The sequence below is a fragment of the Bradyrhizobium sp. CCGB01 genome, from assembly GCF_024199795.1.
Lineage (GTDB): Bacteria > Pseudomonadota > Alphaproteobacteria > Rhizobiales > Xanthobacteraceae > Bradyrhizobium.
In genome coordinates this window covers 5,003,040-5,022,706 of the sequence record NZ_JANADK010000001.1, presented here as the reverse complement: position 1 = coordinate 5,022,706, position 19,667 = coordinate 5,003,040, and the positions used below count along the sequence as shown (strand labels likewise).

Annotated in this window: 14 protein-coding genes and 1 tRNA gene; 1 reads left to right on the top strand and 14 read right to left on the bottom strand. The window is 65.8% G+C overall.

The genetic code is table 11. From position 1 onward, the window contains the following. Positions 1–11: 11 nt before the first annotated feature. The 5 genes from NLM25_RS23155 to NLM25_RS23135 form a co-directional block, all read right to left on the bottom strand. Positions 12–2,345 carry an acetamidase/formamidase family protein gene (locus tag NLM25_RS23155; RefSeq protein WP_254138523.1) on the bottom strand — a complete coding sequence of 778 codons (2,334 nt, stop codon included), beginning with the start codon at positions 2,343–2,345 and terminating at the stop codon, positions 12–14. A gap of 134 nt (positions 2,346–2,479) precedes the next feature. Continuing rightward, positions 2,480–3,721 carry an acetamidase/formamidase family protein gene (locus tag NLM25_RS23150; RefSeq protein ID WP_254138522.1) on the bottom strand — a complete coding sequence of 414 codons (1,242 nt, stop codon included), beginning with the start codon at positions 3,719–3,721 and terminating at the stop codon, positions 2,480–2,482. A gap of 49 nt (positions 3,722–3,770) precedes the next feature. Further along, positions 3,771–5,393 (bottom strand): amino acid ABC transporter permease/ATP-binding protein, encoded by a 1,623-nt coding sequence (locus tag NLM25_RS23145; RefSeq protein WP_254138521.1) that lies wholly within the window; start codon positions 5,391–5,393, stop codon positions 3,771–3,773. Then, complete coding sequence (locus tag NLM25_RS23140) at positions 5,393–6,274, bottom strand: ABC transporter substrate-binding protein (protein ID WP_375167887.1); 882 nt, start codon at positions 6,272–6,274, stop codon at positions 5,393–5,395. The genes NLM25_RS23145 and NLM25_RS23140 overlap by 1 nt, the downstream gene beginning before the upstream one ends. Before the next feature lie 464 nt (positions 6,275–6,738). Continuing rightward, on the bottom strand, positions 6,739–7,002 hold the full coding sequence (locus NLM25_RS23135) for a hypothetical protein (protein ID WP_254119326.1): 264 nt from the start codon (positions 7,000–7,002) through the stop codon (positions 6,739–6,741). Positions 7,003–7,275: 273 nt separating this feature from the next. Between NLM25_RS23135 and NLM25_RS23130 the strand changes: the two genes are divergently transcribed. Then, complete coding sequence (locus NLM25_RS23130; RefSeq protein WP_254138519.1) at positions 7,276–7,470, top strand: hypothetical protein; 195 nt, start codon at positions 7,276–7,278, stop codon at positions 7,468–7,470. Positions 7,471–7,564: 94 nt separating this feature from the next. Here NLM25_RS23130 and NLM25_RS23125 read toward each other — a convergent pair whose 3' ends face one another. The 9 genes from NLM25_RS23125 to NLM25_RS23085 all read right to left on the bottom strand — a co-directional run bounded on the left by NLM25_RS23125 (position 7,565) and on the right by NLM25_RS23085 (position 19,616). Further along, positions 7,565–7,711, bottom strand: coding sequence for a hypothetical protein (locus NLM25_RS23125; RefSeq protein WP_254119323.1), 147 nt, complete (start codon positions 7,709–7,711; stop codon positions 7,565–7,567). A gap of 193 nt (positions 7,712–7,904) precedes the next feature. Beyond that, positions 7,905–7,978, bottom strand: a tRNA-Cys gene (locus NLM25_RS23120). 58 nt (positions 7,979–8,036) lie between these two features. Beyond that, positions 8,037–8,798, bottom strand: coding sequence for an ABC transporter ATP-binding protein (locus tag NLM25_RS23115; RefSeq protein ID WP_254138518.1), 762 nt, complete (start codon positions 8,796–8,798; stop codon positions 8,037–8,039). Between the two features lie 7 nt (positions 8,799–8,805). Beyond that, the gene (locus tag NLM25_RS23110; RefSeq protein WP_254138517.1) at positions 8,806–9,522 is read right to left on the bottom strand and encodes an ABC transporter permease; all 717 of its coding nucleotides are present in this window, start codon (positions 9,520–9,522) and stop codon (positions 8,806–8,808) included. A gap of 198 nt (positions 9,523–9,720) precedes the next feature. Further along, entirely contained in the window at positions 9,721–10,455 is a 735-nt protein-coding gene (locus tag NLM25_RS23105) for a tRNA-uridine aminocarboxypropyltransferase (protein ID WP_254138516.1), read from the bottom strand. A gap of 41 nt (positions 10,456–10,496) precedes the next feature. After that, on the bottom strand, positions 10,497–13,604 hold the full coding sequence (locus tag NLM25_RS23100) for an efflux RND transporter permease subunit (RefSeq protein WP_254138515.1): 3,108 nt from the start codon (positions 13,602–13,604) through the stop codon (positions 10,497–10,499). Beyond that, positions 13,604–16,753 carry an efflux RND transporter permease subunit gene (locus NLM25_RS23095; RefSeq protein ID WP_254138514.1) on the bottom strand — a complete coding sequence of 1,050 codons (3,150 nt, stop codon included), beginning with the start codon at positions 16,751–16,753 and terminating at the stop codon, positions 13,604–13,606. The genes NLM25_RS23100 and NLM25_RS23095 overlap by 1 nt, the downstream gene beginning before the upstream one ends. Before the next feature lie 36 nt (positions 16,754–16,789). Next, positions 16,790–18,175, bottom strand: a complete 1,386-nt coding sequence (locus NLM25_RS23090) for an efflux RND transporter periplasmic adaptor subunit (protein WP_254138513.1) — start codon at positions 18,173–18,175, stop codon at positions 16,790–16,792. After that, entirely contained in the window at positions 18,165–19,616 is a 1,452-nt protein-coding gene (locus NLM25_RS23085) for an efflux transporter outer membrane subunit (protein WP_254138512.1), read from the bottom strand. The genes NLM25_RS23090 and NLM25_RS23085 overlap by 11 nt, the downstream gene beginning before the upstream one ends. Between the last annotated feature and the right edge of the window lie 51 nt (positions 19,617–19,667).

The following is a 19,667-nucleotide window of genomic DNA, read 5'->3' as shown; positions in this document are numbered from 1 at the left end:
AGCTATCCTTGTTAAGGCGCGTCCTGAAACAGGCGCTTGCTGAGGATGGCGTGCACCCCCCAATTGCCGTCGACGACCTGAGTGACGCCGAAATCGACCGCGGCCGACATCAGCGCGATGGCCTCGTCCTCGCTGAGGCCCCTCACGTTCATCAGGAAGCGCCGCATCTTGCGGAACGCATCCTTCATGGCGAGGTCGAGCGATGATTTTGCGTAGACCTCGCTCTGGCCTTGCGCGCCGAACTCGGCGAGGTAGTTGGGGTGGCTGAAGCCGGTCAGCACCCAGTCGGTCTCGGTCTCGATCAGGGGATAGGATAGATCGGCAAACGGCCGGCCGGCGAGATCGGCCTTCTTGTGCAGGATGACTTCGAACGTGCCGGTCATCGAGCATTCGATCGCGGTGCCGCTGAGTTCGCCGTCGCCCTGCGTTGCGTGGGAGTCGCCGACCGACAGCAGCGCGCCAGGCACCGAGACCGGAAGATAGACGGTGGACCCCTTCCCCAGCCGCCAATTGTCGAGATTACCGCCGAAATAGGATGGCGGCACGGAGTCGACGAAATCGACCTCGCGCGGCGCGACCGCGATGACGCCGAAATGCGGCCGCAGCGGAATACGGACGCCGTCGAGCACGGCATGCCGGCGCTTGATCGTGGCCGGTGCGACCGGGACACCTGGATAGTCGTAAGTGCTGTGCACGACGCCGAATGGATCGGTCTGCGGCTCCCAGCGATAGGAATACAGCGCACGGGCGTGCGGCTCTTCGGGGTCGTCAAAAATCTCGTAGATCGTGACGATCTCGCGCGGCTTCGGACCGCCGAGAAACTCGTTGTAGTGATAACCCCACCAAGCTGCGACCGACGAGCCGAAGACGCGGCCCGCGTGGTTCGGATGCCGGCTCGCCCGCGGCACGATGTCGAGGATGCGGACCTCCAGCACGTCCCCGGGCTGGGCATCCTTCACCGCCACGGGTCCCGTGCAGATGTGAACGCCAAACCCCTCGCCTGCACCACGGCCGAACACGCTGGCATCCATTGGCCCTGCGCCACGGCGATCAACGTTCTTCTTGTCCCTGCTCCAGCCGAACACGCTTTCCGCGCCGGCATCGCCAGCGATCATCAAGTCCGGAGCGTCGGAGGCGTGCTGTGTCAGCGTTTCGATGGTGATGGTGTCGCCCGAGGCGATCTCGATCTGCGGCGGCAATGAGCGGCTGAAATAGCCCCAATGCACGCGGCTGGCCTCGACCGGGAGGTGATGGTGCCTGCGTTCTGCTGTTGCCGGTCCTTCTGCGTCGGCGCGCATGACGGCGCCGCGTGTTTCCGTACCCGTCTGGTACGCACGAAGCTGTGCCAGCGCCTCCTGAGGCCAGCCGCGCTGGCCGGCAATGCCGTGCTGTGCGGTCGCCCGCTCTGCCTCCTGCTGGCGAAACTCGCGCGGCGGCAAGCCGAAGCGATGGCGGAAGGCACGGCTGAAATGTGCGGAATCGCCAAAGCCGTAGGCATAGGCGATTTCGGAGATCGAGCGATGCGCCTCGGTCGGATTGGACAAATCGGCCCAGGCGCGCTGAAGCCGCCGCTCGCGAACGTAGTGAGTAAAGTTGTCGCCGACCGTCTCGAACAGCTTTTGCAAGTAGCGCTCGGAGATCCCCTCAGCCTGCGCGACGCGCGCCGGCACCAGATCGGGATCGTCGAGGCGGCGCTCGATGGTCTGGCAGATCCGGTGCAGCAGCGCGGCCTGCGTCGCGCTCGATCCGGCATCGGAAGCCGAAGCTGCCAGTTGATGTGCAAGCGTCAGGAGCAGATCAACCAGCGACTGCGCGATCGAATTCCATTCGGCGTCGCTCAAGCTGTCCAGCGTGCGCGCGGTCGCATCGAGCAGGCGCGCGAACACGTCGGCAAAACCACTCGGCGAAACGACGCGGGGCTCACCGAGGCGCGGCTTGCCCGAGAGGCGTCCGTGCAGCGCTTCCGAGGTGACTGACAGCACGATTGCGCGCATGTCGCGCTGGAACACGATGCTCCAGTCGCCGCTACGCGGCAGCAGCACGAGATGGCCGACAGGAACGATGCGATGGCCGCCGGCGCTCTTGAGCACCATGCCGTCCTCTACCGGCATCAGCGCGATTGGAAGGTCTTCATTCCCGTGCGCACGAGGGCCAACGGTTTGCGCGCCTGCGGCCATGCGCGTCAGCGCAACGCCCGCGGCGTGGCGATGCGATGCCGTCGCGTGACCGTCGAAGAAGCTGTGGCCGCCAGCCGGCTGCAAGCCGACCGCAGCCAGCACGTCCCGCCAGGCTTCGGGGCGGTCGTCTTGCGCGTAGGACTCGCTCGTGAAGGGACGGAAGCTCATCGGATCAACCCAGATTGCGGTCGATCGAAGCAACCTCTGTGCCAGACGCACGCGGTCATCCGTCGCAGCGACGGGCTGCAGATGCGGGTTCTCCCTCACGCGTTCATCCCGAATATCAAATACGCATCAATGCATTAGTCGCACCGGAAAATGTTCTTGCGGATCGTGCCGTGGACGCCCCAGTTGGCGTCGACCACCTGGGTGACGCCGAAATCGGCGCCGACCGACAGAAGCGAGATCGCCTCGTCCTCGCTGAGGCCGTGCACGGTCATCAGGAACCGCCGGAGCTTTCTGAACGCATCGCGCATCGCACGGTCGAGGCTCGAGTGGTTGGCAATCTCGGTTTGTGCGTCGGCCCCGAGCGCGGCGAGATAGTTCGGATAGGTGAAGCCGTAGAACGACCAGGCCTGATCGGTCTCCAGCATCGGATGGTCGAGGCCCTCCAGATTGGTGCCGGCTAGATCAGCTTTCTTGTGCAGGATGAACTCGAAATCGCCGGTCAGCGAGGTCTCGATCGCGGTGCCGCCGAGCTCGCTGTCGCCTTGCGCGGCATGGGGATCGCCGACCGAGAAATAGGCGCCGGGAACCGCGACCGGATAGAACATCCGCGCGCCCTTGCCGATACGCCAGTCGTCGATGTTGCCGCCGGTATAGCTCGGCGGGATCGAGCTGACGAAGTCGGCCTCGGAAGGCGCGAGCCCCATGGTGCCGAAATGCAGACGCGCCGGCACCTTGACGCTTGCGAGAATGTTCTCGCGCTTCCTGATGGTGGCGTGATCGACGCGGACGCCGGGATAATCGATGGTCGGATGCACGATGCCGTCGGGGTCGGTCTGCGGCGTCCAGACGTAATTGTAGACCGCCTTCGCATAGGGCTCGCCCGAGGTGTCGAGTTCGAAGATGGTGACGACCTCGCGCGGCTTCGGCTCCTCGATCAGATCGTGATAGTGAAAGCCCCAGTTCGCCGCGACGTTGGAGCCGAAGCAGCGGCCGGCATGGCAGGCACTGCAGCTCGGCCGCGGCCGGACGTCGAGGATGCGCACTTCGAGAATGTCGCCGGGCTCGGCGCCCTCGATCGCCACGGGACCAGTGAGGAGATGCACGCCGACCCCCTCACCTGCGCCGCGGATGAAAGGACCTTCCGTCGGGCCCGAGCCGCGCCGCGCCACCGCCTTGTGTTCGCGGGTCCACTGGAACACGCTCTCGGCACCGGGATCGCCCTGGATCATGCGTTCGTAATCGTCATTGGCGTGATGGGTGAGCGTCTCGATGGTGGCGCGATCCCCGGAGCGCAGCGTCAGGGCCGGAGCCACCTTCTTGGAGAAGTAGCCCCAGTGGACGGTCTTTGGCGAAACCGGCAGCGTGAAATGCTTCATGAGATGGCCTCTTCGGGGAACGCGGTCTTGAACCTGGTGGAGACAGCGCTCATCGCACCGCCTCCGGAGTCTTGTCGGCTTCCATCACGCTGAGGAAACGTGCCGTCAGCGGATTGCGTGGATTGGAGAGCACCTCGTGCGCCGGCCCCTCCTCGATGATCGCGCCGCCGCTCAGGAATGCGACGCGGTCGGCCACTTCGTCGGCGAAGCGGATCTGATGCGTCGAGATGATCATGGTGAGGCCGTCGTCGATCGCGAGGCGACGGATCACCTCAAGGACCTCGTTGACGAGTTCGGGATCTAGCGCCGAGGTTGGCTCGTCCAGCAGCAGCACGCTCGGGTTCGGCGCGAGTGCGCGGGCAATGGCGACGCGCTGCTGCTGGCCGCCGGAGAGATGACGCGGCAACGCGTCGGCGCGATGCGACAGCCCGACACGATCTAGCAGCTCTGCAGCGCGTCGGTCCGCATCTACCCGAGTCATGCCGTGGACCCAGCGCAAGGGACCGGCGATGTTCTCCTTCGCCGACAAATGGGCGAACAGATTGAACTGCTGGAACACCATGCCGACGCCGACGCTGGCGCGCTCATTGGCGAGGTCGCGGGGCGATAGCGGCTTGCCGTTCTCGCCGAAGCCGAGGCGTCGTCCGCCGACGCGCACGGCGCCGGCCTCCCAGCTTTCGAGATGGTTGATGCAGCGGAGCAGCGTGCTCTTGCCGGAGCCGCTGGGACCGAGCAGCGCTACCACCTCGCCGACGCGCACCGTCAGGTCGAGGCCGTCGAGTACCTTTTGCGGGCCGTAGCTCTTGGCGAGGTCCTTCGTTTCGACCGCGATGTTGTTGCGCGCGATCGTCGCGGCGCGGCGGGCGCGCTCCTCACGCGTTAGCGCTAGCGGCGGCGTTGCAACGGGCTCGGCCTGCACTGGCTCCGGATCATTCGCCGTCACCTCGGCAAGTTCGAGCTTTGTGCCGAGGTCGACGCGGCGCCAGGGCAGATAATCCGCGAGCTTGCGCTGGCGGCCCTTGGCGCGATCAAGATCGAGCAGCCATTCGACGAACAGCTGAATGACGCTGATGGCGAAAGTCAGCACGAGATAGAGCAGGCCCGAGGCGAAGAAGATCGAGAAGAAGTCGAAGGTCGATGACGCCAGCTGGGTCGAGCGCAAGGTCAGCTCCTGGACCGCGACGACGGACGCGAGCGAGGAATTCTTCAGCGCGCTGACGGCCTCGTTGCCGAAGGCCGGGATCATGGTGCGGATCGCCTGCGGCGCGATCACCCGCCACATCAGGATCCGGGGCGTCATGCCGAGCGCCTGGCCGGCCGTGACCTGCCCGCGGTCGACGCCGAGCACGCCGGCGCGCAGCATCTCCGCGATGAACGGCGCCTCGTTGCAGGCGAGCGCGAGACCGGCCGCCAGCACGGCCGGCAGCTTGATGCCGATATGCGGCAGCGCGTCGTAGGCGAACACCATCTGGAGGATCAGCGGCGTGCCGCGGAAGATCACGGTATAGGCCCTGGCGATCGCCGCCAGGAGCCAGAAGCGCGAGAGCTGCATGCCGGCAAGGATCAATCCGAGGATCAATCCGCCGCCGAGCCCGAGGGCGGTCACCTCGAGGGTGAGCTCGATGCCCTCGAGCAGATACGGCATGCTCAAATAGTGGAGGAACAGCGACATCAGTCAGCCGTCAGAATGTCGGGCTCCTTGAAGTTGTTCACATCGAGCCCGTGCTTCTTCAGAAGCTCCATGTGCGTGCCGGCCTTCTGCACCTCGATCAGCGCGGCCATCACGGCGTCGCGGAATTTCGGCTTGTCCTTGGGAACGGCGATGCCGACCGAATACGGGATCGTCACCGCGATCGCCTTCTCCAGCTTGTCCGGATAGGCTTTTACGGCGCTGTCGACGGTGTTGACGTCGTTGACATAGGTGTCGGCGCGGCCGGCGAGGATCGCCTGGATGCAGTTGGCGTTGTTGTCATAGAGCTGGATGGTCGGCTCGGCCTTGCCCGCCTTCTTGCATTCCGGGATCAGCGCCTGGATCAGGGGCACTTCGACATAGCCGGTGTTCTCGGCGGCCGCCGCGCCGCACATCGACATGTTGATGCCGTTGATGCCCTTCGGATTGCCCTTGGCGACCAGCACGCCGTCGAACACCTTTGAATAGGTGATGAAGTCGGCGGCCTTGGCGCGCTCCTTGGTGGCGTAGATGTCGGAGATGACGATGTCGGCTTGTCCCGCGGCGAGCGTGGTCAGGAGAGCCGCGAACGTCACCGGCTTGTAGGTCAGCTTGAAGCCGAGGCATTCGCCGATGGCTTCGCCGAGATCGATGTCGAAGCCGATATACTTACTGGGATCCTTCGGATCGATGGTCTCATAGCCCGGCGTGTGCGGGTTGATGGCGTTGACGAGGGTCTTGCCCTTCCAGTCCGGATATTTGTCCTGGAGCGCGGCACAGGTCGCAGGCGCTGCGGCCTGTGCGCTTAGCGGTGCTGCGGCGACGAAGCCGAAGGCAACGGTGGCGCCGAGCGCGATCTTGCGCCATGGCAACGCGCGCGACATCCCCCGCGCCTGGGGCAATACCCGTCTCTCCATCGTCCCGCTCCTTTGAATTGCCATGGCATGGGCCATGTTCCAGATCTCGGGAGCGAGCCTAGGTGGAGTGCGTCGGGGAAAGCTTGTCCGCGGGCGTACAAAAAATTGGATGGAGGGGGCCCGCGATTTGGGCAAGCGGCTGCACAAAAACTGTTCGTGGCACGGAGTGCAGCCGGTGCGGGAATCCGAATTCGGGAGAACCAAATAGTCTCGTCTCTCGCGGCAATCTGCGCGATCCGAGAATCACCTGGTGTCGTTACTTGACAGAGATATGACGTTTGCTGACGGAGATACGCCGCTAGGCCGACGCATCTGCGGCCGGTATCCACAGCACTCCACAGCCTGTCCGCAGCATATCCACAGGCCGACTATGCCGGATTCGCGAGCCCGCACGAGCCACTTGCTGCGCACAAACCCACAGGTCCGGTATGTCAGCCGCCGGCCTGGTCGAACACGGTGCGGCAAGCCTCGCTCAAGCTTGGCCGGTTACGCCGCAGGCAGGCCGTGATGGCGCGGACGTTGGGAATCTCGCCGGCGCAGAGCCGGTAGACGTCGGGCGTGCAGGCCCGGCGCTGCTCCGGCGTTCCCTGCTGGGCGTTGGCGGCGGTCGCAAACAGGGCCAGGAACAGCCCGACCGTCGAGGCGCGGCGCGCCCGGCTCGTCACACCCGCAAACCGCAAGAACCTCGCCTTCATGACTAGCCTCCTGTTTGCCCTGCCCGCCCCCGGCCCTTGCTGGCCGGTGCTGGTCAAAGGGGTAGGAGAAATAAATCCCGGGGAATGTGATCTCTTTCACATTGGGGCCGGCCAGCGGGACCATAGGTTCCCGAGGGGATTTCTGGGGGGCTTTTTAGAAATCGCTAACCAAACGGGACCCGATCGCCGGATCGTTAAAATGCGAACGATCCGCTCAATCGGGTAACAAACCGGCTTTGCGACATTGCGCCATCCGCGATCTGCGAGGGTGCGATGAGCGAAGCCGAATTCAACTTGCTGCTGGATGCCGTCCGGGACGCCATGGTCAATGAAGACTTCGCGTCCTTGCCGGAGGAGGAATTCGTGCCCCGCTCGTGGTCGTACGCCGCAACGCCCAAGGCCGCCAATGACAATGAGGGCGCCTGGCCCCTCCTGCCGTTTCCGGACGGTTGGTACGCGGCCTGCTGAGGCCACTTTCACCTTGAAACCAAGCGCCCGCCTCGCGGGCGTCTTGCTATAGGGCCTTGCTATTGTCCCTGCGCCGAACCCCGGCGCACCGCGATCACGTCTTGACGCGATCCTCGCCGTCCTGCGGCGCCCGGTCGGGTGCGGCCGGCGGGAAGATGCTGTCATAGATCGCGCGGGCCTCGCGAATGAGGCGAGCCCGCTCCAGCTCGGATTTCGGGACAAATCGGACGATTTCGCTCACGTGCTCTCCAGCGCTCGATCGTTGGGGAATGCATCACTTCGCTGATGCGAACTCTATGCCAGCGGGCCTGAATCGCGGGTTGCCGCCAAGCCCCGGGCAAACCCGGTGTGGAAGGGGCGGCAGACCTCGCTGACGCGCTCTATGGAGCTCGCGCTGCAATCGAATTTATGCTGGAAATTCAGAAGCTTGTTGATGGAGGCCACGACCAGAATTGAACTGGTGTACACGGTTTTGCAGACCGTTGCGTAACCACTCCGCCACGTGGCCCCGTAAGGGCGGACCAATATAGGGGATCAATGGGTTAGGCAACCCCGCGACCGGGCGTTTACGCCTTCGCACCGCCGGGGCCTACGAGATATTTCGCAAGAATCGCGTCGGCCGCGCCAACCGCGGCGATCCGCCCCTCCTCCAGCAGGATCGCACGGTTGCAGGTGCTCTGGATCAGCTCGATGTCGTGCGAGGCCAGCACCAGGATGCCGGCGCGCGCGACGATCTCGTCGAGCCGCTGCCGCGCCTTCTTGCGGAATTGCTGGTCGCCGACGCCGATCCATTCGTCGAGCAGCACGATCTCGCCCTCGACAGCGGTTGCGACCGCAAAGATCAGGCGCAGCATCATGCCGCTGGAATAGGTGCGCAGCGGCAAATCGAGCCGGTCGCCGAGCCCGGTGAACTCGGCGATCTCGGCGCGGCGCGCGTCGATCTCGGAACGCCGCGCGCCGATCACGAGCCCGCGCCGCATGATGTTCTCGTAGCCGGTCGCCTCCTCGTCGAAGCCGGCCGACAGGTCGAACAGGGACAGGCAGCGGCCGAGCACATCCACGCTGCCCGCGGTCGGATAATAGATGCCGGCCAGAACCCGCAGCAGCGTGGTCTTGCCGGCGCCATTGGCGCCGACAATGGCGACGCGGTCGCCGGCGCGGATGTCGAGGCTGACGTCATTGAGCGCGGTGACGATGTGCGGCACCGCCGCCGTCCGGCGCAGCGTCACGGCGCTGACGAAGCGGCTGCGCAGCGAGCGGTCGCGGAACGACAGCACCGGAAAAGTCACGGAGACGTTGCGCAGGACGATGTGGGCAGCAAGGCTCATGCGTGCCTCAAAGCCAATACGCCACACGATGGCGGTATCTCGCGTAGCAGCCGAGGCCGATGACGGCCACGACGGTGGCATAGATGATCCCGAGCAGCCAATTCTCCGGATCGGTCGGCTGCGACAACAGCGGCCTGCGCACGAGATCGAGCAGCGTCGCGAATGGATTGGCGCGGATCAGCCACTGGAACGCGGTGCCGCGCACGGCGTCCTCGGTCCAGATGATCGGCGTCAGGAAGAAGACGAATTGCAGGCCGCTGACGATTGCCGAGCCGATGTCGCGAAAGCGCGCGCACAGCATGCCGAGCGCGACCGAGCCACTGATGAGAACGACGAGCAGGATCGCAAAGCCGGGCACCGCCAGCAGCATGCTCCCATGCAGCGGCCACGGCATCACGACATAGATCAGCACGACGATCACCAGATGATGCGCGAAGATGAGGACGTTGCGCGCGATCATTTGCAGGACATGCACGATCAGCGGCGCCGGCACTGCCTTGATCAAATGGCCCGACGCCACGAAGATGTTGGAGCCCTCCTGAAGCGTCGTTGCGATCAAAGTCCAGACGATCAGGCCGACGGCAAAGTGCGGCAGGAAGCCGGCGATGTCCTGCTTGAATAGTGCGGCGTAGACCGTGCCGACGCTGGCGATGGTTGCTGCGAGGGTCAGCGTGATCCAGAGCGGGCCGATCACGGTGCGCCGGTAGCGCAGCGAAATGTCCATCAGCGCGAGCGTGCCCCATCGATCGGGCCGCGCCGCCTGTGCAAGGATTTCCTTCGCCGCGAGCTGAATTCGACTGCCCCTTCCGCTTCCGGCTTTCCGATGCTGCGGCAGGATAGCAGACCACAGCTCACCGGCCGATGGTGTCTATCCGGCCGCCTTGCACGGAGCAATCAACCGTACGGATGATGTGGGCCGAAGTCAGGCTCGCTTGCCGCGCCGGAAGTCGCGCCGGCGGCCCTTCGGAGCCGGTTTCGGCGCCAATTCCGGCATCTCGGCCTGCACCTCGCGGTAGCGTGTTAACAGCCGTTCAAAGCTGGCGTTCAGCGTCTCCGCGATGTCGGGGCGCTTCTCAAGACGGGCCAGGATCGTTGCAGCCGCCTCGATGGTCGACAGCCCGTCCTTGCGCGGCTCCTTGCGCAGGCGACCGTAGCGCGAGGGGTGCGCCGGGTTGAGGATGACGCGCTGGCATTTCAGCATCCAGGGATTGCGCCACCACAGCGCCTTGGCCTGGCTCCAGGTGCCGTCGAGCAGCACCACGCCTTCGAGCTTGCCGAGGAGCGCGCGCTGGTTGTCCGCGACCTCGCCCTTGCGGTTGAGCGCCAGGATCTCGCCCTCGGCTTCGAGATCGGCGGCGCGTGCCGAGCCGAGATAGAGCACGGCCCAGTGCGAGGCGTTCTCGACCGGGTGCCCCAGCGCCTTGGACAGGCTCGGCCAGGACAGGCCGACCCGCACCGTGGCATCTTCGAAATGCTTCGCCAGCAGCCGCGCGGTGCCGAGCGCCCTGTCCTGCTCCTGCGGATGCTGCAGGATCAGGAGCGAGAGCCGGTTTTCAATCGGCGTGACGCTGTCGCAGATGCACAGCGGCATCGGCTTCTGGCAGTGCGGGCATTCGGGGATCGGTTCGGCCGGCGCGGCGGCGGTGGGGTTCGACATGGCCGCCGCTATACGCTTTGCGCAGGCGTTCAACAACCCGCCTATTCAGCCGGCGTGGCCAGCGGGCGCGGCTCGGAGCGGCGGCGCAGGCGGTCGATCAGGAGGTAGATCACCGGCGTCGTATAGAGCGTCAGGATCTGCGAGACGAACAGGCCGCCGATGATGGTGATGCCGAGCGGACGGCGCAGCTCCGTGCCGGGTCCGGTCGCGATCACCAACGGAATGCCCGCGAACAGCGCCGCCATGGTCGTCATCAGGATCGGGCGGAAGCGCGCCTGGCAAGCCTCGAAGATCGCCTCGGCCGAGGACAGGCCGCGCTGGCGCTCGGCATCGAGCGCGAAGTCCACCATCATGATGCCGTTCTTCTTGACGATGCCGATCAACAGGATGATGCCGACGAAGGCGATCACGGTCAGCGGCGTGTTGGTCAGTTGCAAGGCGAGCAGCGCGCCGAGCCCGGCCGAGGGCAGCGTGGAGATGATCGTCAGCGGATGGGCAAGGCTCTCATAGAGCACGCCGAGCACGATATACATCGCCACCAGCGCGCCGAGGATCAGCAGGGGCTGGCGGCCGCTGGTCTTGGCGAAATCACCGGCATTGCCGTCGAAGCTGCCGCGGATGCCTTCCGGCATATGCAGCTCCTCGACCGCCCGCTGGACGTTCTGGGTGGCGGTCTGCAGCGGCACGTCCGGCAACAGGTTGAACGACACAGTGGTCGAGGGAAACGCCTGCGAATGATAGACGGCCAGCGCAGCGAGCCCGCGCGTCGCATGCACCACGGCCGACAGCGGCACCTGCGCGTCGCCCGCGCCTGCGACATAGATGCGATCGAGGTTGGACGGGTCGACCTGGAATTTCGGGTCGATCTCCAGCACGGTCATGTACTGGTTGCGCTGGGTGTAGATGATCCCGATCTGCCGCTGCGAGAACGCGTTGTTGAGCGCGTTGTCGATGTCCTGGACCTTGACGCCGAGCGCCGAGGCTTTCTGGCGGTCGATCGACAAGGTCAGTTGAAGTCCGCCGGGATCGCGGTCGCTGGAAATATCGGTGATGCCCTCGACGCTCTCCATGCGCTTGGCCACGATCGGCGCCCACTTCTGGAGCAGGCCGAGATCGGTGCTCGTCAGCGTGTACTGGTAGTCGGAATCGCTTTGCCGCCCGCCAGCGCGGACATCCTGGGCGGCGAACATGAAGAGGCGGATGCCGGGTACCGGGTAGAGGGCGCGCCTGAGACGGTCGATCACGACCTGCGTCGAGACGTGGTCGCGCTCCTCCGGCGGCTTCAGGCTGATGAACATGGTGCCGCGGTTCGAGGTCGCCGCGCCCGGGCCCCCGCCTCCGCTGCCGACGGTGGAGCCGATGCCGGCCACGGCCGGATCCTGCATCACGATGTCGGCGAGCCGTTGCTGGAGGCCCAGCATGGACTGGAACGAGATGTCGGCCGAGGCGCGCGTCGCGCCGATGACGAAGCCGGAATCGTCGGTCGGGAAATAGCCCTTGGGGACCTTGATGTAGAGCGTCACCGTCAGCGCGATGGTGGCGAAGAACACCAGCAGCGTCAGCAGCGGATATTGCAGAACGTTGCGCAAGCTACGGGCGTAGAAGGCGACGATGCGCGACAGCGAACCTTCGATGATCCGGTCGAACAGTGTTGCGCTCCCGGATGTGGCCTGCCGGATGTAGTGAGCGCAGATCATCGGCGTGACCGTCAGCGACACCAGCGTCGAGACCAGGATCGCGAAGGTCAGCGTCAGCGAGAATTCGCGCAACAGACGGCCGACGATGCCGTCCATGAAGATCAGCGGCGTGAAGGCCGCGATCAGCGACAGGCTGATCGAGACCACGGTGAAGCCGATCTGCCGGGCCCCTTCCAGGGCCGCCTGGAGCGGCCGCATGCCGTGCTCGAGATTGCGGTACATGTTCTCGATCATGACGATGGCGTCGTCGACCACGAAACCAACGGAGATCGCCAGCGCCATCAGCGACAGATTGTCGATCGAGAAGCCCGCGACCCACATGCCGGCGCAAGTGCCGGCCAGCGCCAGCGGCACCGAGATGCCGGCCGCGATCGTCGGCGTCAGCCGCCGCAGGAACACGAACACCACGACCATCACGAGGACGGCGGTCGCCAGCAGCGTCCACTGCATGTCGAGCACGCTGGCGCGGATCGTGCTGGTGCGGTCAACCAGGGTGGAAATGTCGACGCCCGCCGGGATCCATTGCTTCAGCGCCGGGATCAGCGCCTTCACCCGGTCGACGGTGTCGATGACGTTGGCGTCGCCCTGCTTGGTGATCTGGATCAGCACCGCCGGCTGCTTGTTGAACCAGGCGATGGAACGGGCATTGCGGACGGAGTCCTCGATGTCGGCGACGTCGGACAGCCGGACGAAATTGCCGTTCGAGCTCTTGATGACGATGTCGCGGAACTCTTTCGCGGTGCGCATCTGCTTGTTGAGGGACAGCGTCTCGCTCTGGCGCTCTCCGTTGAAGATGCCGACGGGACCGAGCGGGTTGGCGTTGATGATCGCGGTCCTGACGTCGTCGGTGGCGATGCCGGCGTTGGACAGTGCGACGGGGTTGAGCTGCACGCGCACCGCGGGCTGATCGGCGCCGCTCACCGTCACGTCACCGACGCCCGGTACCTGCGAGATGCGCTGCGCGAGCACGGTATCGGCGACGTCGTAGATCGCGCTGGCCGACAGCGTCTTCGAGGTCAGCGCCAGCACGAAGACGGGGGCGCCGGCCGTGTTCGCCTTGCGGAACCGCGGCAGCGTCGGCAGGTCGCTCGGCAGGTCGATCAGCGCGGCGTTGATCGCCGCCTGCACGTCGCGCGCGGCCTTGTCGATATTGCGGCCGATGTCGAACTGGAGCTGGATGTTGGTCGTGCCGAGCGACGATGTCGAGGTGATCTGGTTGATGCCGGCGATCTCGCCTAACCGACGCTCCAACGGCGAGGCCACCGTCGCCGCCATCACGGACGGATCGGCACCCGGCCGGCTGGCCGAGACGAAGATCGCGGGAAAGTCGACGTTCGGCACCGAGGCGACGGGAAGGAACTCGTAGGCCACCACACCCAGCAGGAACAATCCGATCGACAGCAGCGTGGTCGCGACCGGGCGGCGGATGAAGGGCTCCGAGATCGATGCCATCACTGCATCCCCTCGGTCGCGCCTGCGACCGGCGGGCCGCCGGATTCGGCCGGCGGCAGCGCCTGCTCGAGGCGGCGGTTGATACGGTCGAGCGCGAGGTAGATCACGGGCGTGGTGTAGAGCGTCAGCAGCTGGCTCAGCAGCAGGCCGCCGATGATGGAAATACCGAGCGGAAAGCGCAGCTCGGCGCCGGTGCCGCTCTCGATCGCCAGCGGCAGCGCACCGAACAGTGCCGCCAGCGTCGTCATCATGATCGGCCGGAAGCGCAGCAGACACGCCTGCACGATGGCTTCGTTGGGCGTCATCCCCTGCCCGCGCTCGGCCTCCAGCGCGAAGTCGATCATCATGATCGCGTTCTTCTTGACGATGCCCATCAGCAGGATGATGCCGATCAGGCCGATCACCGAGAGATCCTGCCCGCACAGGACCAGCGCCAGGATCGCGCCGACACCGGCCGAGGGCAGCGTCGACAGGATGGTGATGGGGTGGATGTAGCTCTCGTAGAGCACGCCGAGCACGATGTAGATCGTGATCACGGCGGCGAGCAGCAGCCAGGGCTGTCCGGCGAGCGCCTTGGCGAATTCGGCGGCGTCGCCGGCATAGACGCCGACGATGCTGTTGGGCATCTCGATCCGGGCTTCGATCGTCTTTACCGCTTGGACGGCATCGCCGAGCGCGGCGCCCGGGGCGAGGTTGAAGCTGAGCGAGATCGCCGGGAATTGCGCCTGGTGCGAGATCGCGAGCGGCGCGGTGGTGCGCTTCAGCGTCGCCACCGCGGAGAGCGGCACCTGGGCGCTGGGTGCGCCCACGACGCTACTCGCGGCGCCCGGCAGATAGAGTTTTGACAGGATCGAGGGATCGCGCTGGTACATCGGCAAGGCCTCCAGCACCACGCGATACTGGTTGGCCTGGCCGTAAATGGTCGAGATCTGCCGCTGCGCGAACGCGTCGTTGAGGGTGTCGGTGATGCCCTGGAGGCTGACGCCGAGCTGTCCGGCCCGGGTCCGGTCCACGTCCAGTTGCGCCCGCAGGCCGCCCTCCTGCGCCTCCGAGGAGACGTCGCGGAACAGCGGATCGCGCCGCATCTCCGCGACCAGCTTGCGCGCCCATTCCGACACCAACGCGGCGTCGGTCCCGGTCAGCGTGTACTGGTATTGCGAGCGGCTCGACTGGGTCGAGATCTGCACGTCCTGCACCGGCTGGAAATAGACGGTCATGCCGGGGACGCCTGATACCCTCTCCTTCAGCCGCGTGATGACCAGGCTGACATCGTCGCGCCGCTCGCCGCGCGGCTTCAAGGTCATGACGAGACGCCCGACGTTGGTGGTCGGGTTGACCGATCCCGCGCCAATCACGGAGACGACGCCGACCACGTCAGGATCGGCCTTGATGGCGTCGGCAACCTCGGCCTGCCGCTTCTGCATCTCCGCGAACGAGACGTCGGGCCCTGCCTCCGTCACCGCCGTGATCGAGGCGGTGTCCTGAAGCGGCAGGAAGCCCTTTGGCGCGACGACGTAGAGAACGAGGGTCGCCACCAGCGTGGCGAAGGTCACAAGCAGTGTGGCGCGCTGGCGCTCCAGCACCCAAAGCAGCGTGCGATGATAGAATTCAACGGTGCGGTCGATGAAGCGGCTGATCGCGGCCAATCCCGGCACCGCGAGTTCCTCATGGGCGTGCTTGAGCAGCCGCGAGCACATCATCGGCGTCAGCGTCAGCGAGACCACGGCCGAAGTTACGACCGCGATGGTCAATGTCAGCGCGAATTCGCGGAACATGCGCCCGACGAGGCCCGACATGAACAGCAGCGGGATGAACACGGCAATCAGCGACACCGTCAGCGAGATCACGGTGAAGCCGATTTCGCTGGCGCCCTTCAGCGAGGCCTCCATCGCGTTGTCGCCGTTCTCCATGTGGCGGACGATGTTCTCGATCATCACGATGGCGTCGTCGACGACGAAACCGGTGCCGATGGTGAGTGCCATCAGCGACAGATTGTCGAGGCTGAAGCCAGCGAAATACATGATGCCGAAGCTGGTGATCAGCGACAGCGGCAGCGCCACGCCGGCAATCAGCGTGGCCCGCAGCGAGCGAAGGAACAGCAGCACCACCAGCGTCACCAGCACGACGCTGAGGATCAGCGTGAACTGCACGTCGCGGACCGAGGCGCGGATGGTGACGGTGCGGTCGGAGACGATGGTGAGGTTGACGCCGGCCGGAATGGCGCGCTGGACCTTTGGAATCTCGGCCCGGATCTGGCTGACGACGTCGATGACGTTGGCGCCGGGCTGGCGCTGGATGTCGATGATGACGGCCGGCGTGCCCTGGTACCAGCCGCCGGTACGGTCGTTCTCGAGGCCGTCGACGATCTGCGCGACGTCGGCGATCGTGACCGGCGAGCCGTTGCGGTAGGCGATGATAACAGGCTTGTAGGCGTCGGCGGCGGCGATCTGGTCGTTGGCGGCGATGATGTAGGATTGCTGGGCACCGTCGAGCGAGCCTTTCGGCCCGGACACATTGGCGTTGGCGATCGCGGTGCGCAGATCCTCCATCGCGATGCCATAGGCTGCAAGGCGCGCAAGGTCCGCCTGGATGCGAACGGCCGGCTTCAGCCCGCCGAGCACCGAGACGCGCCCGACGCCGGAGATCTGGCTTAGCCGCTGCGCCAGCAGCGTGTCGGCGATGTCGCTCATCGCCCGCAGCGAGATGGTGTCGGAGCGCAGCGCCAGCGTCATCACCGGTGCGTCCGCCGGGTTCACCTTGGCGTAGGTCGGCGGATAAGGCAGCGTCTTGGGCAGCACGCCGGCCGCCGCGTTGATCGCGGCCTGAACGTCCTGGGTCGCACCGTCGATGTCGCGATTGAGATCGAACTGCAGCGAGATCTGGCTGACGCCGAACGAGCTCGTCGAGTTCATCGCCGACAGCGACGGGATCTGGCCGAGCTGCCGCTCCAGCGGCGCGGTGATCAGCGAGGCGATCACGTCGGGGCTGGCGCCCGGAAGCTGCGTCGTCACCTGCACCGTCGGGAAATCGACCTGCGGCAGCGCCGAGACCGGCAGCGCGAAATAGCCCAGCAGCCCGCCGATCAGCAGCGCGATGCCAAGCAGCGAGGTCGCGATCGGACGGCGGATGAAGGGTTCGGAGACACCCATGGGATCTGCCTGCCGCTCAGGCGGCTGTTGTCGGGATCATGGCTGCTTGGCTCCACTTCCCGATGCGCCCGGCCCCGGCGCCGGCCCGGTCTGTCCCTTCTGGTCGCCTTCGCTGCTGCTTCGCCTGGCGCGGTGCTCGCCGTCCTTGCCCGGCCCGTCCTTCTGGCCTTCCTTCTTTTGAGCGTCCGGGCCGCGCGAGCGCTTGCGCGGGGCGAGATCTGCCGACGGTGTCTGGTCATCGCGGCCGACGACCACCTTGGAGCCGTCGGACAGATTGGCAAAGCCCGTCGTGACGACCTTGTCGGTCGGCGACAGGCCGTTGGCTATGACGGCGTCATGCTCGTTCTGCTGGGTGACGGTCACGGGCTTGGCCGAGACGACATTGTCCTCGCCGATGACATAGCTGAAGGTGCCGATCGGTCCGCGCTGCACGGCAGATGTCGGCACCACCAGCGCCTGCATCAAGGTCTCGACCTTGAGGCGGACATTGACGAACTGGCCCGGCCAGAGCTGGTAATTGGCATTGGGGAATTCGGCCTTGAGCTTGAGCGTGCCGGTGGTCTGGTCGACCTGGTTGTCAATGCCGGTGAGTTTTCCCGTGTCGATCACGGTGATGCCGTCATTGCCGAACACGTCGACCGCGAGCGTGCCCTTCGACGCAGCCGCGTTGACGCGCATGATCTGCTGCTGCGGCAGGCTGAACCACACCGCGATCGGCTGCAATTGCGTGATGACGACGAGGCCCGTGGTGTCGGCGGCGTGGATGATGTTGCCCTGGTCGACCTGGCGCAGGCCGGCGCGGCCCGAGAGCGGTGCCACGATCTTGGTGTAGCTCAGCGTCGCCGCCGCATTGTCGATCGCGGCCTGGTCGGCTTTGACCAGCGCCTCGGTCTGCGCGACCAGCGCACGCTGGGTGTCGGCCTGCTGCTTGGAGCCGGCATTGGAGGCAGCGAGCTGCTCGTAGCGCGTGAGGTCGATGCGCTGGTTGGCGAGCTGCGCCTCGTCCTGCGCCTTCTTGGCGACGGCCTGGTCATAGGCGGCCTGGTAGATCGCCGGGTCGATCTCGCCGAGCACGTCGCCCTTCTTGACGTCCTGGCCTTCGATGAACTTCACGGCGATCAGCTTGCCGTCGACCTGCGAGCGCACGGTCACGGTGTTGAGCGCGCGGATCGCGCCGACGCCGTCGAGATAGACAGGCACGTCCTGGATGCGCGGGGTCGCCGCCAGCACCGGCACCGGCAGATCGGGCCGCTGGTTGCGGCCGTTCGCCTGCTGCGGTTGCTGATGCCAGACGGTCCATCCGAAATAGCCAAGGCCGCCGAGGATCGCGAGCGTGATCAGGGTCATGACGAAGCCGCGGCCGCGCGATGTCTTCGCCGTCCCTTCCTTCGCGCCTTCCTTCGTATCCGGCTTAAAGAGCATTGACCGGTTTCTCCATGCGCGGCTCCCAGCCGCCGCCGAGCGCCTGATACAGGCTGACGATGGCTAGAAGCCGTGCGAGTTGGGCCTGGGACAGCGCGTCTACCGCCTGGAACAGGGTCTGTTGCACGTTGAGCACGGTCACGATATCGGCGGTGCCGGCCCGCAATTGCTGCTCGGCGAGTTCGAAGGCGCGGCGTGAAGAGCTGACCACATCGCGCTGCAATTGCAGCTTGATCGTGGTCTGCTTGATCGAGAACAGCGCGTTGTCGACGTCCGCAAACGACTGGATGATGGTCTTGCGGTAGGTCTGGAGGAGCTCGTCCTGCCGCGCCTTGGCGAATTCGAAATTGCCGAGGATCTTGCCGCCGTCGAAGATCGGCTGCGTCGCGCTGCCGACCAGCTGGAAGAAGGCCGCATGCGGCTGGAACAGCGATACCAGCGCCGAGCTCTGATAGCCGCCATTGCCGGTGAGCTGGATGGACGGAAAGAACTGCGCGCGGGCATTGCCGATGTTGGCGGTGGCGGAGGCAAGCTGCGCCTCCTGCCGGCGGATGTCCGGCCGCTGCGTCAGAATCTCCGACGGCAGGCCGGGCGTCACCTTGGGGATCGCGATGCTATTCAGGGAGCCGCCGAGCACGCGCACGCTTTCCGGCGGCCGCGACACCAGCACGGCGAGCGCGTTGACGTTCTGGTCGAGGGTCTGGCGCAGCGGCGGCACCAGCGCCTTCTGGTTGGCGAGCAGGCTCTCCTGCTGGGCGACGTCGAGATCGGTGCCGGTGCCGGCTTTGCGGCGCTCGCGGATGGCATCGAGAACGCGCTGTGCGCTCGCGATGTTCTGCTGCGCCGTCTTCAGACGATCCTGCGAGGCCAGCACCTGGAAATAGGCGTTGGCGACGCCGGCCAGCGTCGTCAGCGCGACGACGTCGCGATCGAAGCGGTTGGCATTCGCGGTCTCTTCCGCCGTTTGCAGCGCATCGCGGTTCTGGCCCCAGAAATCGAGCTGGTAGCTCGCGCTCAGGGACGCCGAATAGTTGACGACCTCACGGCCGCCATTGGTCAGGCCTGACGAGCTCGAGCCCGAGGTGCGCGAATAGGTTTCCGAGCCGCCGCCCGACAGGCTCGGCAGCAGCGCCGCGCCCGCCTGCCGCGCCTGGGCATCGGCCTGGACGATGCGCGCGACGGCAGCGGCGATGTCGAGGTTGACGGTGTGCGCCTCCTCCATCAACTGCGTCAGCTCCGCCGAGCGGAAACCGCGCCACCAATCCAGCGTCGGGGGCGCATCCGCCTTGCCGGCGTATTTGTAACTCGCGGGTACATCGAGCGCGGGATCGGGCAAATCCTGCGTCAGTACGCAGGCGCCTGAACTGGCGGCAAGGCACGCCACGGCGACCCAGCGCGCCGCACGCAGCGTCCGGGACGTAAGGCCAGGAGATCGCCGCATGGCGACCGCAGGACCATCCTGTGTCACATCCACCCCCCGCCGGGCAGATCG